General features: G+C 72.9%; 17 protein-coding genes. 8 read left to right on the top strand and 9 right to left on the bottom strand.

Features of this window, described 5'->3' with window-relative positions:
* Positions 1-173 precede the first annotated feature (173 nt).
* Together ACWD6N_RS23585 and ACWD6N_RS23580 are read left to right on the top strand one after the other, a co-directional pair.
* On the top strand, positions 174-1,922 hold the full coding sequence (locus ACWD6N_RS23585; RefSeq protein WP_354962409.1) for a sulfatase-like hydrolase/transferase: 1,749 nt from the start codon (positions 174-176) through the stop codon (positions 1,920-1,922).
* Positions 1,923-1,998: 76 nt separating this feature from the next.
* Complete coding sequence (locus ACWD6N_RS23580) at positions 1,999-3,222, top strand: PP2C family protein-serine/threonine phosphatase (protein ID WP_354962410.1); 1,224 nt, start codon at positions 1,999-2,001, stop codon at positions 3,220-3,222.
* Here ACWD6N_RS23580 and ACWD6N_RS23575 read toward each other — a convergent pair whose 3' ends face one another.
* Positions 3,223-3,546, bottom strand: coding sequence for an STAS domain-containing protein (locus ACWD6N_RS23575; RefSeq protein ID WP_354962411.1), 324 nt, complete (start codon positions 3,544-3,546; stop codon positions 3,223-3,225).
* A 244-nt stretch (positions 3,547-3,790) separates the two neighbouring features.
* Here ACWD6N_RS23575 and ACWD6N_RS23570 point away from each other — a divergent pair, with 244 nt between their 5' ends.
* Both ACWD6N_RS23570 and ACWD6N_RS23565 read left to right on the top strand, forming a co-directional pair.
* A complete protein-coding gene (locus ACWD6N_RS23570) occupies positions 3,791-4,213 on the top strand; it encodes an ATP-binding protein (protein WP_354962412.1) in 423 nt (140 codons plus the stop codon).
* A 159-nt stretch (positions 4,214-4,372) separates the two neighbouring features.
* On the top strand, positions 4,373-4,543 hold the full coding sequence (locus ACWD6N_RS23565) for a hypothetical protein (protein ID WP_354962413.1): 171 nt from the start codon (positions 4,373-4,375) through the stop codon (positions 4,541-4,543).
* A gap of 328 nt (positions 4,544-4,871) precedes the next feature.
* Here the strand turns inward: ACWD6N_RS23565 and ACWD6N_RS23560 are convergent, their stop codons facing one another.
* The 5 genes from ACWD6N_RS23560 to ACWD6N_RS23540 all read right to left on the bottom strand — a co-directional run bounded on the left by ACWD6N_RS23560 (position 4,872) and on the right by ACWD6N_RS23540 (position 7,871).
* Complete coding sequence (locus ACWD6N_RS23560) at positions 4,872-5,213, bottom strand: nuclear transport factor 2 family protein (RefSeq protein WP_354962414.1); 342 nt, start codon at positions 5,211-5,213, stop codon at positions 4,872-4,874.
* A gap of 2 nt (positions 5,214-5,215) precedes the next feature.
* A complete protein-coding gene (locus tag ACWD6N_RS23555; RefSeq protein ID WP_354962415.1) occupies positions 5,216-5,908 on the bottom strand; it encodes a dioxygenase family protein in 693 nt (230 codons plus the stop codon).
* A 146-nt stretch (positions 5,909-6,054) separates the two neighbouring features.
* Entirely contained in the window at positions 6,055-6,609 is a 555-nt protein-coding gene (locus tag ACWD6N_RS23550; protein ID WP_354962416.1) for a nucleotidyltransferase family protein, read from the bottom strand.
* Between the two features lie 75 nt (positions 6,610-6,684).
* Complete coding sequence (locus ACWD6N_RS23545) at positions 6,685-7,206, bottom strand: hypothetical protein (RefSeq protein ID WP_354962417.1); 522 nt, start codon at positions 7,204-7,206, stop codon at positions 6,685-6,687.
* Positions 7,207-7,277: 71 nt separating this feature from the next.
* On the bottom strand, positions 7,278-7,871 hold the full coding sequence (locus tag ACWD6N_RS23540) for a helix-turn-helix domain-containing protein (protein ID WP_354962418.1): 594 nt from the start codon (positions 7,869-7,871) through the stop codon (positions 7,278-7,280).
* A gap of 73 nt (positions 7,872-7,944) precedes the next feature.
* On the opposite strand from ACWD6N_RS23540, the gene ACWD6N_RS23535 reads away from it, so the two are divergent.
* From ACWD6N_RS23535 to ACWD6N_RS23525, 3 genes are all read left to right on the top strand, one after another.
* The gene (locus ACWD6N_RS23535; RefSeq protein WP_354962419.1) at positions 7,945-9,519 is read left to right on the top strand and encodes an FAD-dependent oxidoreductase; all 1,575 of its coding nucleotides are present in this window, start codon (positions 7,945-7,947) and stop codon (positions 9,517-9,519) included.
* Between the two features lie 229 nt (positions 9,520-9,748).
* Complete coding sequence (locus ACWD6N_RS23530; protein ID WP_354962420.1) at positions 9,749-11,365, top strand: coiled-coil domain-containing protein; 1,617 nt, start codon at positions 9,749-9,751, stop codon at positions 11,363-11,365.
* Between the two features lie 132 nt (positions 11,366-11,497).
* Complete coding sequence (locus tag ACWD6N_RS23525) at positions 11,498-12,892, top strand: dihydrolipoyl dehydrogenase family protein (protein WP_354962421.1); 1,395 nt, start codon at positions 11,498-11,500, stop codon at positions 12,890-12,892.
* Here the strand turns inward: ACWD6N_RS23525 and ACWD6N_RS23520 are convergent.
* From ACWD6N_RS23520 to ACWD6N_RS23510, 3 genes are read right to left on the bottom strand one after another with little or no spacing between them, the layout of a single operon-like run.
* A complete protein-coding gene (locus ACWD6N_RS23520; RefSeq protein ID WP_354962422.1) occupies positions 12,889-13,665 on the bottom strand; it encodes a nucleotidyltransferase domain-containing protein in 777 nt (258 codons plus the stop codon). The two genes, ACWD6N_RS23525 and ACWD6N_RS23520, sit on opposite strands and share 4 nt — an antisense overlap.
* A gap of 55 nt (positions 13,666-13,720) precedes the next feature.
* Positions 13,721-15,061, bottom strand: a complete 1,341-nt coding sequence (locus ACWD6N_RS23515) for a hypothetical protein (RefSeq protein ID WP_354962423.1) — start codon at positions 15,059-15,061, stop codon at positions 13,721-13,723.
* A 5-nt stretch (positions 15,062-15,066) separates the two neighbouring features.
* Positions 15,067-15,540: a cupredoxin domain-containing protein gene (locus tag ACWD6N_RS23510; protein ID WP_354962424.1), complete on the bottom strand. Its 474-nt coding sequence runs from the start codon at positions 15,538-15,540 to the stop codon at positions 15,067-15,069.
* Between the two features lie 101 nt (positions 15,541-15,641).
* Between ACWD6N_RS23510 and ACWD6N_RS23505 the strand changes: the two genes are divergently transcribed.
* Positions 15,642-16,493, top strand: a complete 852-nt coding sequence (locus tag ACWD6N_RS23505) for a copper resistance CopC family protein (RefSeq protein WP_354962425.1) — start codon at positions 15,642-15,644, stop codon at positions 16,491-16,493.
* The last annotated feature ends 27 nt before the right edge of the window (positions 16,494-16,520 follow it).

Here is a 16,520-nt window from a genome sequence, read left to right as displayed (position 1 = left end):
GCCGCGCTGGCGCCGACCGTCCCGCCGGTTCCCGCGCCGGTGGCGCTGCCGACTCCGCTGCCGGTGGTCGCGCCGTCCACGGTGACGCTGCCGCCCCTGCTGCCGGTGCCCGCTCCCGCGCGGGCGATGGCGGTCCGCTCGGGCGGTACGGTCCACTCCGACTGGAGGCTGTGATGACCCTTCCCACCCAGGTACGCCGGCTGGCCGGCCGGTTCCGTTCGCGCCCTCCTGCTGTGGGCGAGGTGTCGGCGCGTACTCCCGGGTCGTTGGCCGCGGCCGGACGCGGCCCGGCGCGGCGGGTGGCGGGCGGGGTGGGCAGCGCGCTGGCCGTGTTGCTGGTGTTCGCCGTGCTGGTCGGCCCGGACCGGCTCGGCCTGCTCACGCCGGGCGCCCTCCTGCGCATCCCGCTGGAGGGGCTGCTCGTCGCCGCTCTGCTGCTGGCCCTGCCGGCGCGGCCCCGGCGGGTGGTGGTGGCCGTGGTCGGGCCGCTGCTCGGCCTGCTCGCCATCGTGAAGCTCGCCGACCTGGGCTTCCGTACGGCTCTCGACCGGCCGTTCGACCTGGTGCTGGACTGGCTGCTGCTGGACGACGCGTTCGGCTTCGTCCGTGACTCGGCCGGTCAGGCCGGCGCGGTCGGCACGGCGATCGGCATCCTGCTGCTGGTCGGAGCGCTGCTGGTGGTGCTCACGCTGGCGCTGCGGCGGCTGGCGTCGCTGCTGGTCCGGCACGAGCGGGTGGCGACCCGGGCGGTGGCCGCGCTGACCGTCGCGTGGGTGGCCTGCGCCGTCGTCGGGGTGCGCGTCGTACCGGGCGTGCCGGTGGCCGACGCCGGGACCACCGCGCTGGTCGGCGCGCACGCCACCCAGGTGGACGCACGGCTGCACGACCGGGAGACGTTCGGTGCGCAGATCAACGCCGACCCGTTCCACGACACGCCGGGCGACCAACTGCTGACCGGGCTGCGCGGTAAGGACGTCATCGTCGCGTTCGTGGAGAGCTACGGCCGCGACGCGGTGGAGGACCCGGAGCTGGCGCCGCAGGTCAACGCGGTGCTGGATGCCGGAACGGAGCGGCTGCGCGCGGCCGGTTACCACGCCCGCAGTGGCTTCCTCACCTCCCCCACCTTCGGCGGCGGTAGCTGGTTGGCGCACGACACGCTGTTGTCCGGCCTGTGGACGGACAACGAGGGGCGGCACCGCACCCTGCTGGCTAGCGATCGGCTCACCCTCAACGGCGCATTCCGCCGGGCCGGATGGCAGACCGTCGGGGTGCTGCCGGCGGCCACTGAACCGTGGCCGGAGCAGGGGTTCTTCGACTACGACCGCTACTACGACACGGAGGCGCTCGGCTACCGGGGACCGAAGTTCGGCTACGCCCCGATGCCCGACCAGTACACGTTGTCGTTCTTCCAGCGGCGGGTCCGGGCCGACGCGGACCGCCCGCTGATGGCGGAGATCCCGCTGATCTCCAGCCACTCGCCGTGGACGGCGGTGCCCGAGATGATCGGGTGGGACGAGGTGGGCGACGGCTCGATCTACCGCGGCTCCGCGGTCGGCGAGGACAGCGGCGACCCTGACGACCGGGACGCCGGCCAGATCCGCGGCGGGTACCGGAAGGCCATCGCGTACTCGCTGGAGACCCTGATCTCCTACGTGCGGACCTACGGCGACGACGACCTGGTGCTGGTCTTCCTCGGCGACCACCAGCCCGCCCCGGTGGTCACCGGCGAGGGTGCCAGCCGGGACGTGCCGATCACCATCGTCGCCCACGATCCGGCCGTGCTGGACCGGGTGGCGGACTGGGGGTGGCAGGACGGCCTGCGGCCCGGTCCGCAGGCCCCGGTGTGGCCGATGGACACCTTCCGGGACCGGTTCCTGACCACCTTCGGGCCGTCGGCACCGCCGATCGCCGCGCCCCGCTGAACCCGGGGACCAGCGTGCTCGGCGATGACCAGCCTGTTCTCGTAGGCTCCGACAGTGGAAAGCAGTCGAGGGCGACATGGACCATTTGTTGGACGCGGCGGAGAACGCCTCGCCGGTCGAGGCGGTCACCCGGGAACTCGGTGCGGCGCTGGGGGCACGTACCGTCGCGTTCCTGATCGCGGACCTCAGCGGCCGGGCGCTGGTCCGGTTGGCCCACGTGCCGCTCGATGGTGCCGGCGACGGGCGCCGCGACGGTGCTGAGGTCGCCACCGTGATGCCGTTCGACGGCGGCCCCGCCGAGCAGGCGCTACGCACCCAGGTGGTGCAGGTTGTCGCGCGGCCCGATCGGTGGACGGTGCTGGCGCCGGTGACCGACCGCGGTGAGGCGATCGGCCTGCTGGAGATGATCCTGCCGGACGAGCCCGATGCGCGGGCACTGGAGGAGACCGCCCGCACGGCGCACGTGTTGGCGTTCGTGGTGATTGCCAACCGGCGGTACACCGACCTCTTCGAGTGGGGGCAACGGACGACGCCGTTCACCCTGTCCGGGGAGATCCAGCGCCGCCTTCTCCCCAGCTCGTTCACGTGTGAGGCCAGTGCGTTCACCCTGTCCGGCTGGCTCGAACCCGCCGCCAGCATCGGCGGGGACACCTTCGACTACAGCCTCGGCCGGGACGTGCTGCACTTCAGCGTCACCGACGCGATGGGCCACGGGGTAGCCAGCGCGCTGACGGCCACCCTGGGCGTGGGCAGCCTGCGCAACAGCCGCCGCCGCGGGGTTGGTCTGGCGGAGCAGGCCGAGGCCGCGAACGCCGACGTGGCCCAACACGCCGCGGTGCCCGGCAGCTACATCACCGCGGTCCTCGGCTGTCTCGACCTGCGCACCGGGGTGTGCGCGCTGCTCAACGCCGGGCACGTGCCGCCGCTGCTGGTGCGCGACGGGGACACCCGGACGCTGGCGCTACCGGCCAACTTCCCGCTGGGAATGTTCGCCGAGACCGATCACCACGCTGGCGAGATCACGCTGCGACCAGGCGACCGTCTGGTGGTGGTCACCGATGGCATGCGGGAGCGCAACGCCGCCAGCCTGGATCTGCCGGCCATGTTGCGGTCGATCGCCGGTCTGCACCCGCGGGAGGCTGTCCGGGCGTTGGCCGATGCCGTGCTCGAGGTCAGCGGCCCGACTCTGGCCGATGACGCGACCCTGCTCATCCTCGACTGGCACGGCGGCCACAGCGAGGACCGGCGTACCAGCGCCGGCGCCGACCAGGCGCGTGCCAGCACCGCGCTGCCCGACTGACTACCCGCCCGCCGCGTCGTCCCTTGACGGCAGATCGGCTTCCGCCGCCGGGACACTGTCATAGACCTGGATGGCTCGATCCACCGAGGTGACCGTCAGCACGCTGTGCACGGCGGGCTGCACCGCGGCGAGGCACAACCGACCGCCGAGGTCACGCAACGCCTTGAACATCACCACCAACGCGCCCAGCGCGCTGGAGTCCAGGAAACCCACCCCGGCCAGATCCACCACCACCTGGCGGTCACCGGCGTCGATCAGCCGTCGCAGACCATCGCGCAACTGGGGGGCCGTCGCCATGTCGAGCTCGCCGCGCACCTCGAGCACGGTGCAACCCCGGCCCGGCCGGTCCGACAACAGCAGATCCACAACAACCCCCCAAGCCGATGATCCCCGCTTACCCTATTCTGCCGGCGGGCGAAACGCCGCCGCCGGCGTCGCCGAGCCGGCATCCTGACCGTTTCACCTCGGCAACACCCGGGTAGTGCCGATCACGGCGGGAGCATCCTGCCCCAGGGTGTGACACAGGAGTCCGGCGCGGGCCACGCGCGGGCTGAGGAGGAACTGCGCGATGCGCGTGACCATGACGCTGTCACTCCCGCGACAACCGTCCTCGGTGACCCGCGCCCGCCATGTGCTGACCACCCTGCTGAGCCTCACCGACGCCGCTGAGGACTCCGTTGACCGCCTGGCCGTGCTGATCACCGAGGCTTGCGCCAACGCGGTGATGCACGCCGACCCGGACAGCACCGTCGACATCACCATCATCATCGAGGACGACGTCTGCCTGCTCGAGGTCAGCAACCGCGGCAGTACCCCCAACGGCGCCGGACTCGACGCCGAGCTCCCCGCCCCGCTCACCGTCGGTGGTCGCGGGCTGCCCTTGATCGCCGCCCTCGCCGACACGGCGGCCTTCGTCGCCGGGCCACCGAACCAGGTGCTGCTACGCATCACCAAACACCTCAGCGAGGTACGCACAGCACCGGTCCGATGACCGGAACGCCACGCCGGCAGTCGAGGGCAGCGCGGTGGATCGCCTCGTTGGGCTTGAGGGAGTCCGATCGGACATCGCGATGATGTGTAGTCAAAGCTGAAAGGAAGCGGGCCGGGCCCTCGACGGGCGTCCCAACCCGTGTCAGGTGCCGTACTCCCCGTGAATGCGGAGGCTGGGAAACCATGGGAGCACGAGGGTGAACCGTGGCGGCAGGCCGTGTACCTGTACCCGCGCAAGGGTGGCCGAGTACTCGTCATCACCGCGCAGTCTCGCGAGCCTGGCATCGCGGCCGCCCGCTACGGCGTGGAGTCGATGCTGGCCCTAACCTGAGACGAGACGACCCAGCCCTGCGGACGCACGCACATGCCGCGAACCGCTCGCTACGGCAAGTCGCGGCAAGCGGACCGCGCCGGCGGCGGGTCGTGCCGATGCGCGGATGCCAGCCAAGCGAGTGGATGCTGCAGCGCGGGTGCAGGCCGCCGCCGAGCCGGACCAGTTCGCCCAGCCCGCCACGGACGGCTTCTTCGGCGGCGCGGAGCAGCCACGGGCCGCGCATTTCCCCTGGGTGGACGACACCTCAGCATTCACGGCCTCGGCGGAGCGACTCCTCGCAGGTAGCCGGACGGCAGGCCACGAGGTCACTCCGCCCGGTTTGGTTCTAGCTCGCGTACGCCCGCATTGAAGTGATCATGGCCTGGTCGTCGAAGGTCATGGTGTCGATGACCTCTCTGGTGGGGCCCTCGGCTGGTGTGGCGCGGAAGTGGAACGCGGCGTGGTGGTCGGCGATCGCCACCATCACGAGTTCCATTGTCCGTTGCTCGGTGAGCACGCCGGCAAAGTGCTGCTCGATGGCCGTTCGGCCGGTGACCGGGGGTCCGCCAGCGGGGTCATGCAGGCGGGCATCCGGTGTGTAGAGATCTGCCAGTGCGGTAGCATCGGCGGCGCCGACGGCGGCGAGGTGAGCCTCGATGGTGGCCCTGATCTGCTCCGTGCTGGCCACGATCAACCGTCGCTTTCCGCCGAAGGACCCGCAGCCGAGGCAGGTCGCGCTTGCTGGTCGAGGACGACGCAGAGGACCCCGGTGTAGCCGGTCGTCGGATCTCCCTGCAGGTCCAGGATCATCTGCTCGCCGCCTTCGGCGAAGATGCTGTCGGTGGCGTTGGTGGTGTCGCGCTGCGGCCGGCCCCGATAGGGCGGGCGACTGAAAACCTCGTCGGTGACCGTGTCGGGAAAATAGACCTGCGTGGTCACCGAGCCGTCGCCGAGGTGCGCGATGAGGTGGATGTGCACGGTGCGGCTGGCGTACCAGCCCGGGTAGATCGTGTTGAACCCGCACATCCCGCGCTCGTCGGTGCGCTGGCTGCCCCGCAGGTACGTCTCACCGGCGGCGATCACATCGTGCGGCACCGACTCCGAGGTGACCACCTGTCCCGGCCTCGCTTCGAATGGCTGGAAGCCGGAGTATCGGCCCACGTGGTCGGCCTGCCAGACCTCGACGAGGACATCCGCGAGGGGGGTGGTGGCGTCCGCCGCCAGTAGGCGTAGCCCGAGGCGCAGCGGGAGACCATCGCGGTCCTCGGTGATCTCCCGACGCTCGGGATGCACAGCTCGGTGGTATGGGCCCCGTGTCTGCTCGACGAACAACCGGCAGGTGACTCCGGTCGAGGCCAGTAGTTCGACGAGGTCCTCCTCCACCGTGCCAGTATCGTCCGCCGTTCGGTGCGGCGCCCGCGGTTCGCCGCCCGCACTCATGTGCCGCGAACCGCTCGCTACCGACCATGACGGAGGTTGTGGTGTCGGTTGTCCGCCCGTGCCGCGAAGTCCTTCGCTTGGCGTGACCGTTAGATCTCCAGCCGCAGCCCGGCCCATCGGTGGAGCCATCCCTTGACCTCCACGCGGCGCTGTACCTTCGCGCGGCCCGCTGCGTTGTTGAAGGCTGGAGAGGGGCGGACAACCATTCCCACAAGGTCGGTCAGACCGTGGCAGGACACCAGGCGAACAGAGTCGCCCCTCAGAGTCACCGCGACGCACGTCGCCGTTTCGGGCCAGCGCGATATCGCGTCCAGGGCGGACGTGTAGGGCTCATCGCCGTTGCGCAGATGCATCCGTGCTTGATTACGAATCTCCCACGGCACCCCAGGCAGGGCCACTATGGCTTGGGCTTCGGCGCGTGCATCCTCGCGTGGGTCCGGCTTTTCCGGGTCGAAGTAGGCGACATCCACGTCGCGCTCCGGCGAGACTGGGAGGCCGCTGATCGCGTCCCAGACGCGGTTGCGTACGAAGCCGGCACCGATCCACCAGTCCGGTAATCCAAGCTCGGCCGTAGCCCGAAGGACTCTCATTGCTCCCGGGTCCGACTCGATCACGCCCACAACGTCCTGCGCGCTCATGACCATCGCAGGGACCCTAAACCAGCGGACGTGCACACCGCTTGCGAGGCGAGGGCTGAGGGCAGAGCGAGGTCACGTTCGCTAGCGGTTACCACGGCGCGCGGGGCCACCGTAAAGATGGACACGGTTATCGACAACGCAGTCCGGTTCGCCGCGCAGGAACCGGTCGCATGCAACATCGCCGTTGCTGACATGGACCACCCAGTCCTCGTAGTACCAGCTGGGGTCGCACGCGCAGCCGGTCAACCGGAAATTGGCCCTATACCGGCCGACCTGCCCGTGGGCGAGGGTGAACAGGCGGGTCGACACTCCCGCCCGGGGAAACGCCGCCCCGCCGGGCAGACGCTCGACGGTTACCGCCGAGCCGTCGAAGGTGAGCCATAGAGCGAGACCGCGGGAGATGCTCACGCCACCGGTCCGTACCTCGCCACGGCGTTGGTAGCTGGCGGCCTCATCAGCCAGGACGTCGTGGACCACGACATCGCCTGCTGGCAGCGGCGCAGGAAGTATCACCGGGCGGTTGAGCCCTCGACGGGCGTTGGTCTGTGGAGCGCCGCGCCCAGCCGGGCTCCATCGCACGCGCACCCGCTGGATGATGATCACGCCCAAACCATGGCCCACGGCCACACGTCTCGCCAGCCGATATCCCGCTCATGCCTCTGACGGCTCGCTGACTATTCCCTGGCGGACGCGGCGGGGCGGGCGCGGACGTGCAGCCGCTCCCCCTGCGGCCCGAAGAGGTTGAGGACCTCGGTGGTGCCGGGGCCGGGGTTGATCACCCGGTGTGGCGTACGCGTGTCGAACTCGGCAACCTCGCCGGGGGTCAGCGTCAGGTCGTGCTCGCCGAGCAGCAGGCGCAACTGGCCGGAGAGCACGTAGATCCACTCGTACCCCTCGTGGGTCTGCTGGGTCAACTCCCCGGTGGGCGTGTTCGGCGGGAGGATCTGCTTGAACGCCTGCAGACCGCCCGGTCGGCGGGTCAGCGGCAGGAACGTCACGCCGTGCTGGACGATCGGCTTGGGACGGACCCGTGGGTCGCCGGTGGCCGGGGCGTCCACCAGCTCGTCCAGCGGGACCTGGTAGGCGCGGGCCAGCGGGAGCAGCAGCTCCAGGGTGGGCCGGCGGCCACCGGATTCCAGCCGGGACAGGGTGCTCACCGAGATGCCGGTCAGGTCGGCGAGCTGGGCCAGGGTGGTCCCGCGCTGCTGGCGTAGGGCGCGCAGCCGTGGGCCGACCGCGGCCAACGCCGCGCTGTCGTCGTTTGCCATAACGGCAAGGATAGTTGCCACCTGGCCGACGGCGACGGATGGTGGGCTCAGCCGACAACAAGGGGAGACTCCGGTGGACGAGACATATGACGTGGTGGTGGTGGGCGGCGGCGCGGCGGGGCTCAGCGGAGCCCTGGCGCTGAGCCGAGCCCGACGGTCCGTGCTGGTGATCGACTCCGGTGAACCGCGCAACGCGCCGGCCGACCACGTGCACAACTACCTGGCACGTGAGGGGACGCCGCCGGCCGAGCTGGTCGCGACCGGGCGCGCCGAGGTCGCCGGGTATGGCGGAAAGTTCCTGGACGGGCGGGTGGCGGCGGCGACCCGGGACGACGACGGGTTCCGCCTCGGCCTCGACGACGGGCGCGCGGTGCGGGCCCGTCGGCTGCTGGTGGCCACCGGGCTCAGCGACGAGCTGCCCGACGTGCCCGGGGTGGCGCAGCGGTGGGGGCGCGACGTGCTGCACTGCCCGTACTGCCACGGGTGGGAGGTCCAGGACCGGCGGATCGGGATCCTGGCCACCGGTCCGCTGGCCGTGCACCAGGCCGAGATGTGGCGGCAGTGGAGTTCGGACGTGCTGCTCCTGCTGCACGACGCCCCGGCGCCCGACGAGGAGACCGCCGAGCGGCTCGCCGCTCGGAGCATCGCCGTGGTGCCTGGGCCGGTGGCCGGGCTGGAGGTCACCGGGGATGCGCTGACCGGCGTCCGCCTCGCCTCCGGCCGGGTGGTGGCGCTCGACGCGGTGGTGGTCGCGGCGCGGCCGGTCCCCCGCGCGGGAATGCTGGTCGGGCTGGGTCTGGCTCCGGAGGAGGTGACGATGGGCGGGCACGTGATCGGCACCCAGATCCCGGCCGACGCCACCGGGGCGACGACCGTCCCGGGCGTGTGGGTGGCCGGCAACGTGGCCGACGTCCGCGGCCAGGTCATCGCGGCCGCCGCGGCCGGCCTCACCGCCGGGGCGGCGATCAACGCCGATCTGATCGCCGAGGAGACCCGCGACGCGGTGACCGCGTACCGGCAAATGCTGGCCACGGCCTTCGAGGAGCCGGCGTGGGAGGAGCGCTACCGGTCCCGACCGGCAGTGTGGAGCGGCCGGCCGAACCCGCAGCTGGTCACCGAGGCCACCGACCTGACCCCGGGACGGGCACTCGACGTGGGCAGCGGCGAGGGCGCCGACGCGGTGTGGTTGGCCGACCGTGGCTGGCGGGTGACCGCGGTGGACATCTCCACCACCGCGCTGGGTAGGGCCGCCGGGCACGCCGAGGCTGCCGGCGTCGGCGAGCGCATCGAGTGGACGCACGCCGACCTGCGCGAGAAGCCACCCGTCGAGGAGGCGTACGACCTGGTGTCCGCGCAGTTCATGCACCTGCCACCGGTGCAGCGGCGGGAGCTGTTCGCCCGGCTGGCCGCCGCGGTGGCTCCGGGCGGCACCCTGCTGATCGTCGGGCACCACCCGTCGGACCTGTGGACGTCGGCGCACCGGATGCACCTGCCGGACATGATGTACACCGCCGAGGACGTGGCCGCCGCACTGGACCCGGCGCACTGGGAGGTGCGCACCGCCGAGGCCCGCCCCCGCCCAGCCACCGACCCGGAAGGCAGGAACATCACCCTGCACGACGCGGTCCTCGTCGCCCGCCGCCGCTGAACCACCCAACCCGCGTCGATCATGGAGTTGTGCTGGGTGACAAGAGCCGCGGATCAGGGTCTTCCGGGCACCATGACTCCATGATCGACCGAGGAAGGGAGGGTCGGGCGGGCAGAGACGGGGCGGGACTTCGCACCGGGCCGCCTCGGCGGTAGCGTTGCGCCACACTCACGGCCCGCGGGGCGGTAGACCGCCGGCCCTGGCGCCCCGATCGTACGGAGGATGGCGCATGTCCATCGGCGCTGAGCCGCTCGCAGCACGCGACGACGCGGCCTCGCGGCCGAGCTTCGAGCTCACGCTGCGCGGCTACGACAAACGCCAGGTCGACCGGCACCTGGAGCAGCTCGACGGTCAGATCGCGATGCTGAGCGGGGAGCACGGGCGTTCCGCCGTCCGGGTCCGTGAGTTGACCGCCGAGGTGCATCGGCTGCGCGCCGAGCTGGCCGAGCTGCACGACCAGCCGGTGCAGGTGGACCGCGCCTCGTTCCAGGATCTGGGCCCGATGGTCGGCGAGATCCTGACCCTCGCGGAGAAGCAGGCCGCCATGATCAGCGACTCGGCCACCGACCTGGCCAACGAGCTGCGCGCCGAGGCGGAGCGGATCCTCGCCGACACTCGCGAGCGGGCCGCCCAGGCACGCCAGGACCTGGCCGAGGAGCTGACGGCCCGGCGCGCCGAGCAGGAACAGGCGCACGAGGAGCGGCGCGGCGTGGCCGAGGCCGAGCTGACCGCGATCCGGGAGCACGCGGAGCAGCTGCGCGCCGACAGTGAGGCCGCGCACGAGCGCGCGCAGAACGAGGCGAAGCGGATCACCGAGCAGAGCGCGCAGCAGCTCAACCAGACCCGGGTCGCCGCCGACGCACTGATGAAGTCGGCGCGTACCCAGATCCAGCAGGAGCTCCAGGCGGCCCGGGCCAAGAGCCAGCAGGAGCTGGCCCAGTGGCAGGCCGGGATCGAACGCGACGTCAACGACCGCCGGAGCGCGGCCGAGCAGGAGATCGCCGAGCAGCAGGCGGCCGCTGAGCGGGAGCTGGCGGAGCAGCGCAGCGCGATCGAGCAGCAGATCGCCGCGCTGCTGGCCGAGGCGCAGCAGCACGTGACCGACCTGCGCAACCGCGCCGACGAGCAGGCCGCCACGCACCAGGAGCAGCTCGCCGCCCTGCGGCAGGAGATCGAGGAGCGCCGGCAGGAGTCGACCCAGCTGCACGCGGAGCTGGAGACCGCCCAGCAGCAACTCGCCGAGGTGCGCGAGGAGGGCGAGACCCTGGAGAACGAGCTGTCCCGGTTGCAGCAGCGGCTGGGCGAGGTCCGTCGGGACCTCACCGCCGAGAGCGCCCGGCTGGACGAGGCCCGGCGGGCCGGAGACTCCGCCGAGCGGCACGCCAAGGACGTCCGCGCCCGGGTGCAGCGGGAGGCGAAGCGGGTGGCCGACCTGGCCGCCGCCGCCGTCATGGCCGCCGCCGCGGGCGGTACGGAGACCGCCGAGTACCCGATGGTGGGCGCCCGCTCCAGCGCCGAGCGACCGGTTGCCGATCGGATTGACGTGGAGCCGGCGGGTGGTGAGCGGCCGAGCGGCGGGCGGCACGGCGAGCGCGTGGACCGGCCCGGTGGCGACCACACCGGTGGCGACCAGTCCGGTGGCGGCCAGTCCGGCGCGGAGCGGGTCGGCACCTCGTCCACTACGGACGAGGCGGCAGCGGCTGCCGACCGTACGGCCGCTGCGGAGGTGCCCACCGGCGACGCCGACCCGACCTTCACGCGCCCCGGCGACACCGCCGAACCGACGCCTGTGCCGTTCCTGCCCTTCGGGCAGCCGGTCAGCGAGAACGGTGCCGCCCGGCACTGAGCTCGAGGCGGGCCCGGCCGGCGTTGGCGGTTCTGCTCGGAACCGGGCCGATGGCGCACCGGAGCTGACAGGCTGGTCTGGCCGCCACGACAGAGGCGGCCGCATCGGCCCGGCGACCGAGAGGAGCACCCGGTGACCGACCGAGCGGAGGAGTTCGACCTGCTCGTCGTGGGCGGCGGCAAGGCCGGCAAGACGTTGAGCATGGACGTGGCCCGGTCCGGCCGGCGGGTGGCGATGGTCGAACGCGGCATGATCGGCGGCAGCTGCATCAACGTCGCGTGCATCCCGACCAAGGCGCTGGTGACGAGCGCGCGGGCGGCTCGCCAGTTACGCGGCGCGGCCGCGCTCGGCCTGGTGGTCGAGGGCGGCCGGGTCGACGTGGACCTGCTGCGCGCCCACAAGCAGGACGTCGTCGAGGGGATGGTGGCCGCCAACCGGCAGCAGTTCCTCGACTCCGGCCTGCACCTGGTGATCGGGGAGGCCCGGTTCGTCGGTCCCCGGACCGTACGGGTGTCGCTGGCCGACGGCGGCGAACGGTTCCTGCGTGGCGCCGACGTGGTGATCAACACTGGTACCCGCCCGCACCTGCCGCCGGTCCCCGGGATGGCCGAGGCCTCGGTGCTGACCAGTGACACCCTGCTGCACCTGGACCGGCTGCCGGCCCGACTGGTGGTGCTCGGCGGTGGCACCGTCGGGGTGGAGTTCGCGCAGATGTTCGCGTCGTTCGGCAGTGCGGTGACCCTGATCGAAGGCGGCCCGCGGCTGCTCACCCGCGAGGATCCCGACGTCGGCGACGCGGTGCTGCGGGTCCTGCTCGACGACGGCATCGACGTGCGCGCCGGCATGACGGTCGCCCGGATCGACCGCAACGCCGACGGCACGGTCCGGGTGACGCTGGACGACGGCAGCCTGGTGACCGGGGACGACGTGCTGGTCGCGGTCGGCCGGGAGCCGGTCACCGACGGGCTCGGCCTGGACGCCGCCGGCGTGCAGCTGAACGACCGCGGCTTCGTGGCGGTCGACGAGTACCTGCGGACCAGCGCCGAGCGGACGTGGGCGGCCGGGGACGTCGCCGGCACCCCGCAGTTCACCCACGCCTCGCTCGACGACTACCGGATCATCCGGGCGAACCTGGCGGGTGAGCTGCGCAGCACCGCCGGCCGGCTCATCCCGTACACCGTGTTCACCACCCCGGAGCTGGCCCGGGTCGGTCTCACCGAAACCGAGGCGCGCCGCGCCGGGTACGACGTCCAGGTGGCCAGCCTGCCGGTCGCCGCGATCCCCCGGGCCCGCACCCTGCGCCAGACCGAGGGAACGTGGAAGGCGGTGGTCGACGCCGGGACCGACCAGATCCTCGGCGCGGCGCTGCTCGGCGCCGAGGCGGGTGAGGTGATCACCTCGGTGCAGCTGGCCATGCTCGCCGGGATGCCGTGGACCGCCCTGCGGGACGCAGTCATCACCCACCCGACCATGACCGAGGGGCTCAACCTGCTCTTCGCCTCGCTCCAACCCCGCCCGGTCCGCTAGTCGGGCTGGCCGGCGATCTCGGCGCGGACCCGGTGCTGGAAGGCGCGCGCCTGGGCGCCGGTGGGCGGCGGCCCCCCGTGCCGCGCGGCGACGGCCCGGCCGATCACCTCGGCCGGGTCGCCGGCGTCGATCAGCCGCTGCCCGGCCGCCACCTTGGACAGCCAGACGCCGTCGCGGTGCCGCACCAGGGACCGGCAGGCGCCGAGCACCGCGTCCTCCGCGCCGGGCGCGGGTCGGTCGTCCGGCGGCGTGGGCAGCGCCAGCCACCACGACAGCGCCTCGATCAGCAGGCGGCGCAGGTCGGCAGGGGCCAGATCGGCGAAGACCTCCCCCGCCGGCGGCCCGAGCAGCGGCAGCCCGCTCTGGTGCAGGATGCTGCGGTCCAACCCGTACCAGAACCGGCCGTCGGTCGCCGGGCGGTCGGCGGGGTCGAGGGTGCACCGGAACGGCATCCCGGAGCCGGTGTTCAGCTCGACCTCGAAGCCGGGCTCGGGGCTGCCGGAGGCGGCCACCTCCCGCCGGTAGGCGACCAGCTCCAGCCCGCGCGTCGGGCAGGGCAGCGCCTCGTGCCGCAGACGCGCCACCAGCGCCCGCTTGTCGGCCTCGGTCAACGGCCCGGCGCAGAGCAGCGCCACGTCCACGTCGCTGCGGCCGGCCTGGTACGCGCCGAGCCCCACCGAGCCGGCCCCGTACGCGCCCACCAGGTCGTCGCCGAATACGTCGCGGGCGGCGTCGACCAACTCGTCGAGATAGCGCCGAAGATCGGAATCCACGCCCCATCCTCACCCGGTGGCCCGTGGCACCTCCGATCTGGGTCCCGGGTTGGCCCTAGCCGGCGTAGAGCAGCAGCAGGCCGGCGACGGTGTAGGCGACCATCAGCGCCAGTAGCGGGAGCTGGCCGGCCACGGCCCGGGCCCGGGGGAACAGGTACAGGGCGCGGTCGTGGGCGAGCAGCGTGCCGAGCAGGTGCCCGAGGATGATGACGGTGATCTGGAGGGTGGCCACCCCGGACGGGGTGACCAGACCGGTGTGCGGTTCCCAGTCGGCGGTGCCCAGCCAGTTCGCGCCGGTGTCCAGGGGGTCGGAGAGCAGCGCGACGGTGCGCTGGCCTTCCAGGATCAGCAGCGAGTAGTAGTGGGCCACGAGGTAGCCCACCGCGATCGGCACGATCGAGTGGGCGAGTTCGCCGGGCAGCCCGGGGGCGTCGGCGGGCCCGGCGCGGCCGATCCGGGTCGCCGCCCCGGTGGCGGCGAGGTACGCCGCGGCGACGGCGGCGATGACCAGGAGCAGCCCGGCGCTGCCGGTGACCGCCGGGGGCAGGCCGTTCTCCTGGGTGAAGCGCAGCCAGGCCGGCGCGTTGGAGAGGCTGTCGAACATGGTCGAGCCGAGCAGCACGATCACGACGGCGACCAGCCCGGGGCGGGGCCGCAGCCCGGCGATCCCGTCGAGCGGGTTGCGCCACACCAGCACGCCGTCCGCCGCCCGGCCGACCGGCGCGAGGTGGCCGACGAGCCCGCTGTACACCTCGAACGGGTCGGCCCGGTCGAACCAGCCCGCGCCGAACAGCGCCGCCCCGGCCAGCATGACCACGGCGTACCCGCCGAGCCAGGCGGTGATGACCGGCAGCGTGGCCCGGTCAGGTGCGACCAGCTCCAGCCAGACGAACCCGAACAGGGCGACGGCCGCTGGCCAGAGCCCCAGGCCGACCGGCAGCTCGCGGAGGCCACGCTCCGGGTCCCGGCGTGCCGCCAGCGCGGCGAGCAGATGAACGGTGCGCAGCGGGTTGACGGCCCGCCAGACGGGGCCGAGCAGCAGCGACACGGGCACCAGCCCGACCCAGAGCAGCACGTAGAGCGCCCCCGTCGTCGGGTTGTCCGGGGTGTCCGGCCCGGCCAGCAGGCCCACGCAGAACCAGCCGGCGGCGAGCAGACCCAGCCCGCGCAGTGCCCACCGGAACGCGGGCGCGTCGACGAGCCGGGCCAGCGGCTCCGGCACCGGCCGTCCGCCGGTCGCGTCCCGGTCGAGCCGCGGCTCGCGCCACAGCAGGCCCAGCGCGAGGAACGTGACGACCAGGGCCAGGGCCGCGGCGACGACGAGCTGCGGCAGCGTGATCGGCAGGTCCTGGCGGCCACCGACGCCGTGCGCCAGCACCACCGGGGCGCCGGTCATGGTGCTCAGCGGACGACGAGCTGGAACAGCACCAGCTCGGTCTCGTGCGTCTCCACCTCGAACAGCCCGGTCTTCTCGGCGCGGAACTCCACCGAACCGGGCGTGCCGGCCGGCAGCCGGGCGCCCAGGTCGTAGCCGTGCACGTGCAGCTCGTCGGAGACGTCCGAGGTGACCGTGATCCGGACCAGCTCGCCCTTACCCACGGTGACCCGCCCGGTGGGCGGGTCGACCCGCCGCTTCGCGATCGTCACGGTGATCTGCCGGTCCACCGCCGGTGTGCTGGCGCTGGCGCTGGGTGTCGGACTGCCCGACGAGGTCGGCGCCGTCGTGGCGCTGGGCGGCACGGCGGCCGTCGCCGGCGTCGAGGGGGTGGCCACGGACGGGTCGTCGTCCCGCCCGCAACCGGTGGCGAGCAGGGCGGTGACGAGGACGACGGTGAGGACGACGGGAACGCGGGAACCGGGGGCACGGACGAACACGGGCGGACTCCGAACGACGCGGGGGACGGGTGTCGAACTGATCGTCGGGGAGGAGAACTCTACGTCTTGTTCGGCGGCGGGGAAATGACCATGATGAACGGATGCGATCGAGGCTGGTCACTGCCCGTCACCTCTGGAGCCGAGCGGCGGCGGCGCTGGCCGCGACCCTGGCGGTGTCGCTGCTGCTGCCCGCCGCTCCGGCGTCCGCGCACGGCCAGTTGGCGACGTCCACCCCGTTGACCGGCACCGTGGTCCGCGAGCCGCTGACACAGCTGGGGTTGTACTTCACCGAGAAGCCGGCCTCCAACGCCCACTTCACCGTCACCGGGCCGAACGGGTCCCGGGTGGACAGCGGCTGGTCCTACGGCGAGCCGAAGCGGCTGGACAAGCCGGTTCAGGAGTACTTCATGGTCAACGGCGTCTTCGAGCCGCGGTTGTACCACACCGGTTTCCCCGCCATGGTGTCCGTCGCGCACTGGCCGGCGAAGGGGCGGTACACGGCGAGTTATCTCTCCGTCGCCTCCGACGGCGAGGCGGTGCGTGGCACCGTCACCTTCAACTACCAGGGGGCCAGTACGGCGGCGCCGGCCGGATGGACGCCACCCACGGACGGGCCGGCGCCGGCCCTGCTCGCCCTGGTCGAGGGCAACCCGTCGGCGAGCCCCGGCGTGGCCGGCGCGAGCGCCGACGCGGGCGCGACCGCCGCCCCGGCGAGCGCGCCGAGCGGCGCCACGGAGGAGACGCGAGGCGGCGGGTGGCCACCCTGGCTGGTACCGGCCTTGATCGTCGTGGTGGTCGCCGCCGTCGTGCTGGTGGCGGCCCGCCGCCGGCCCGCCGCGCGTGGCACGTCCACCTCGACCCGCCGGACCACCGGTCCGGCCCGCAGATCCGGTACCGCGGCCCGCAAACCCGGCAACCGGGGCGGTGGTCCAGCCCGGCGCGGACGGCGGTAGGCCGGGCACCTTCGCACCGGGCATTCC

Source organism: Micromonospora sp. NPDC005163 (genome assembly GCF_053599835.1).
Note: the sequence above shows the minus strand (reverse complement) of the source record. Positions and strands in the feature narration are given on the sequence as shown.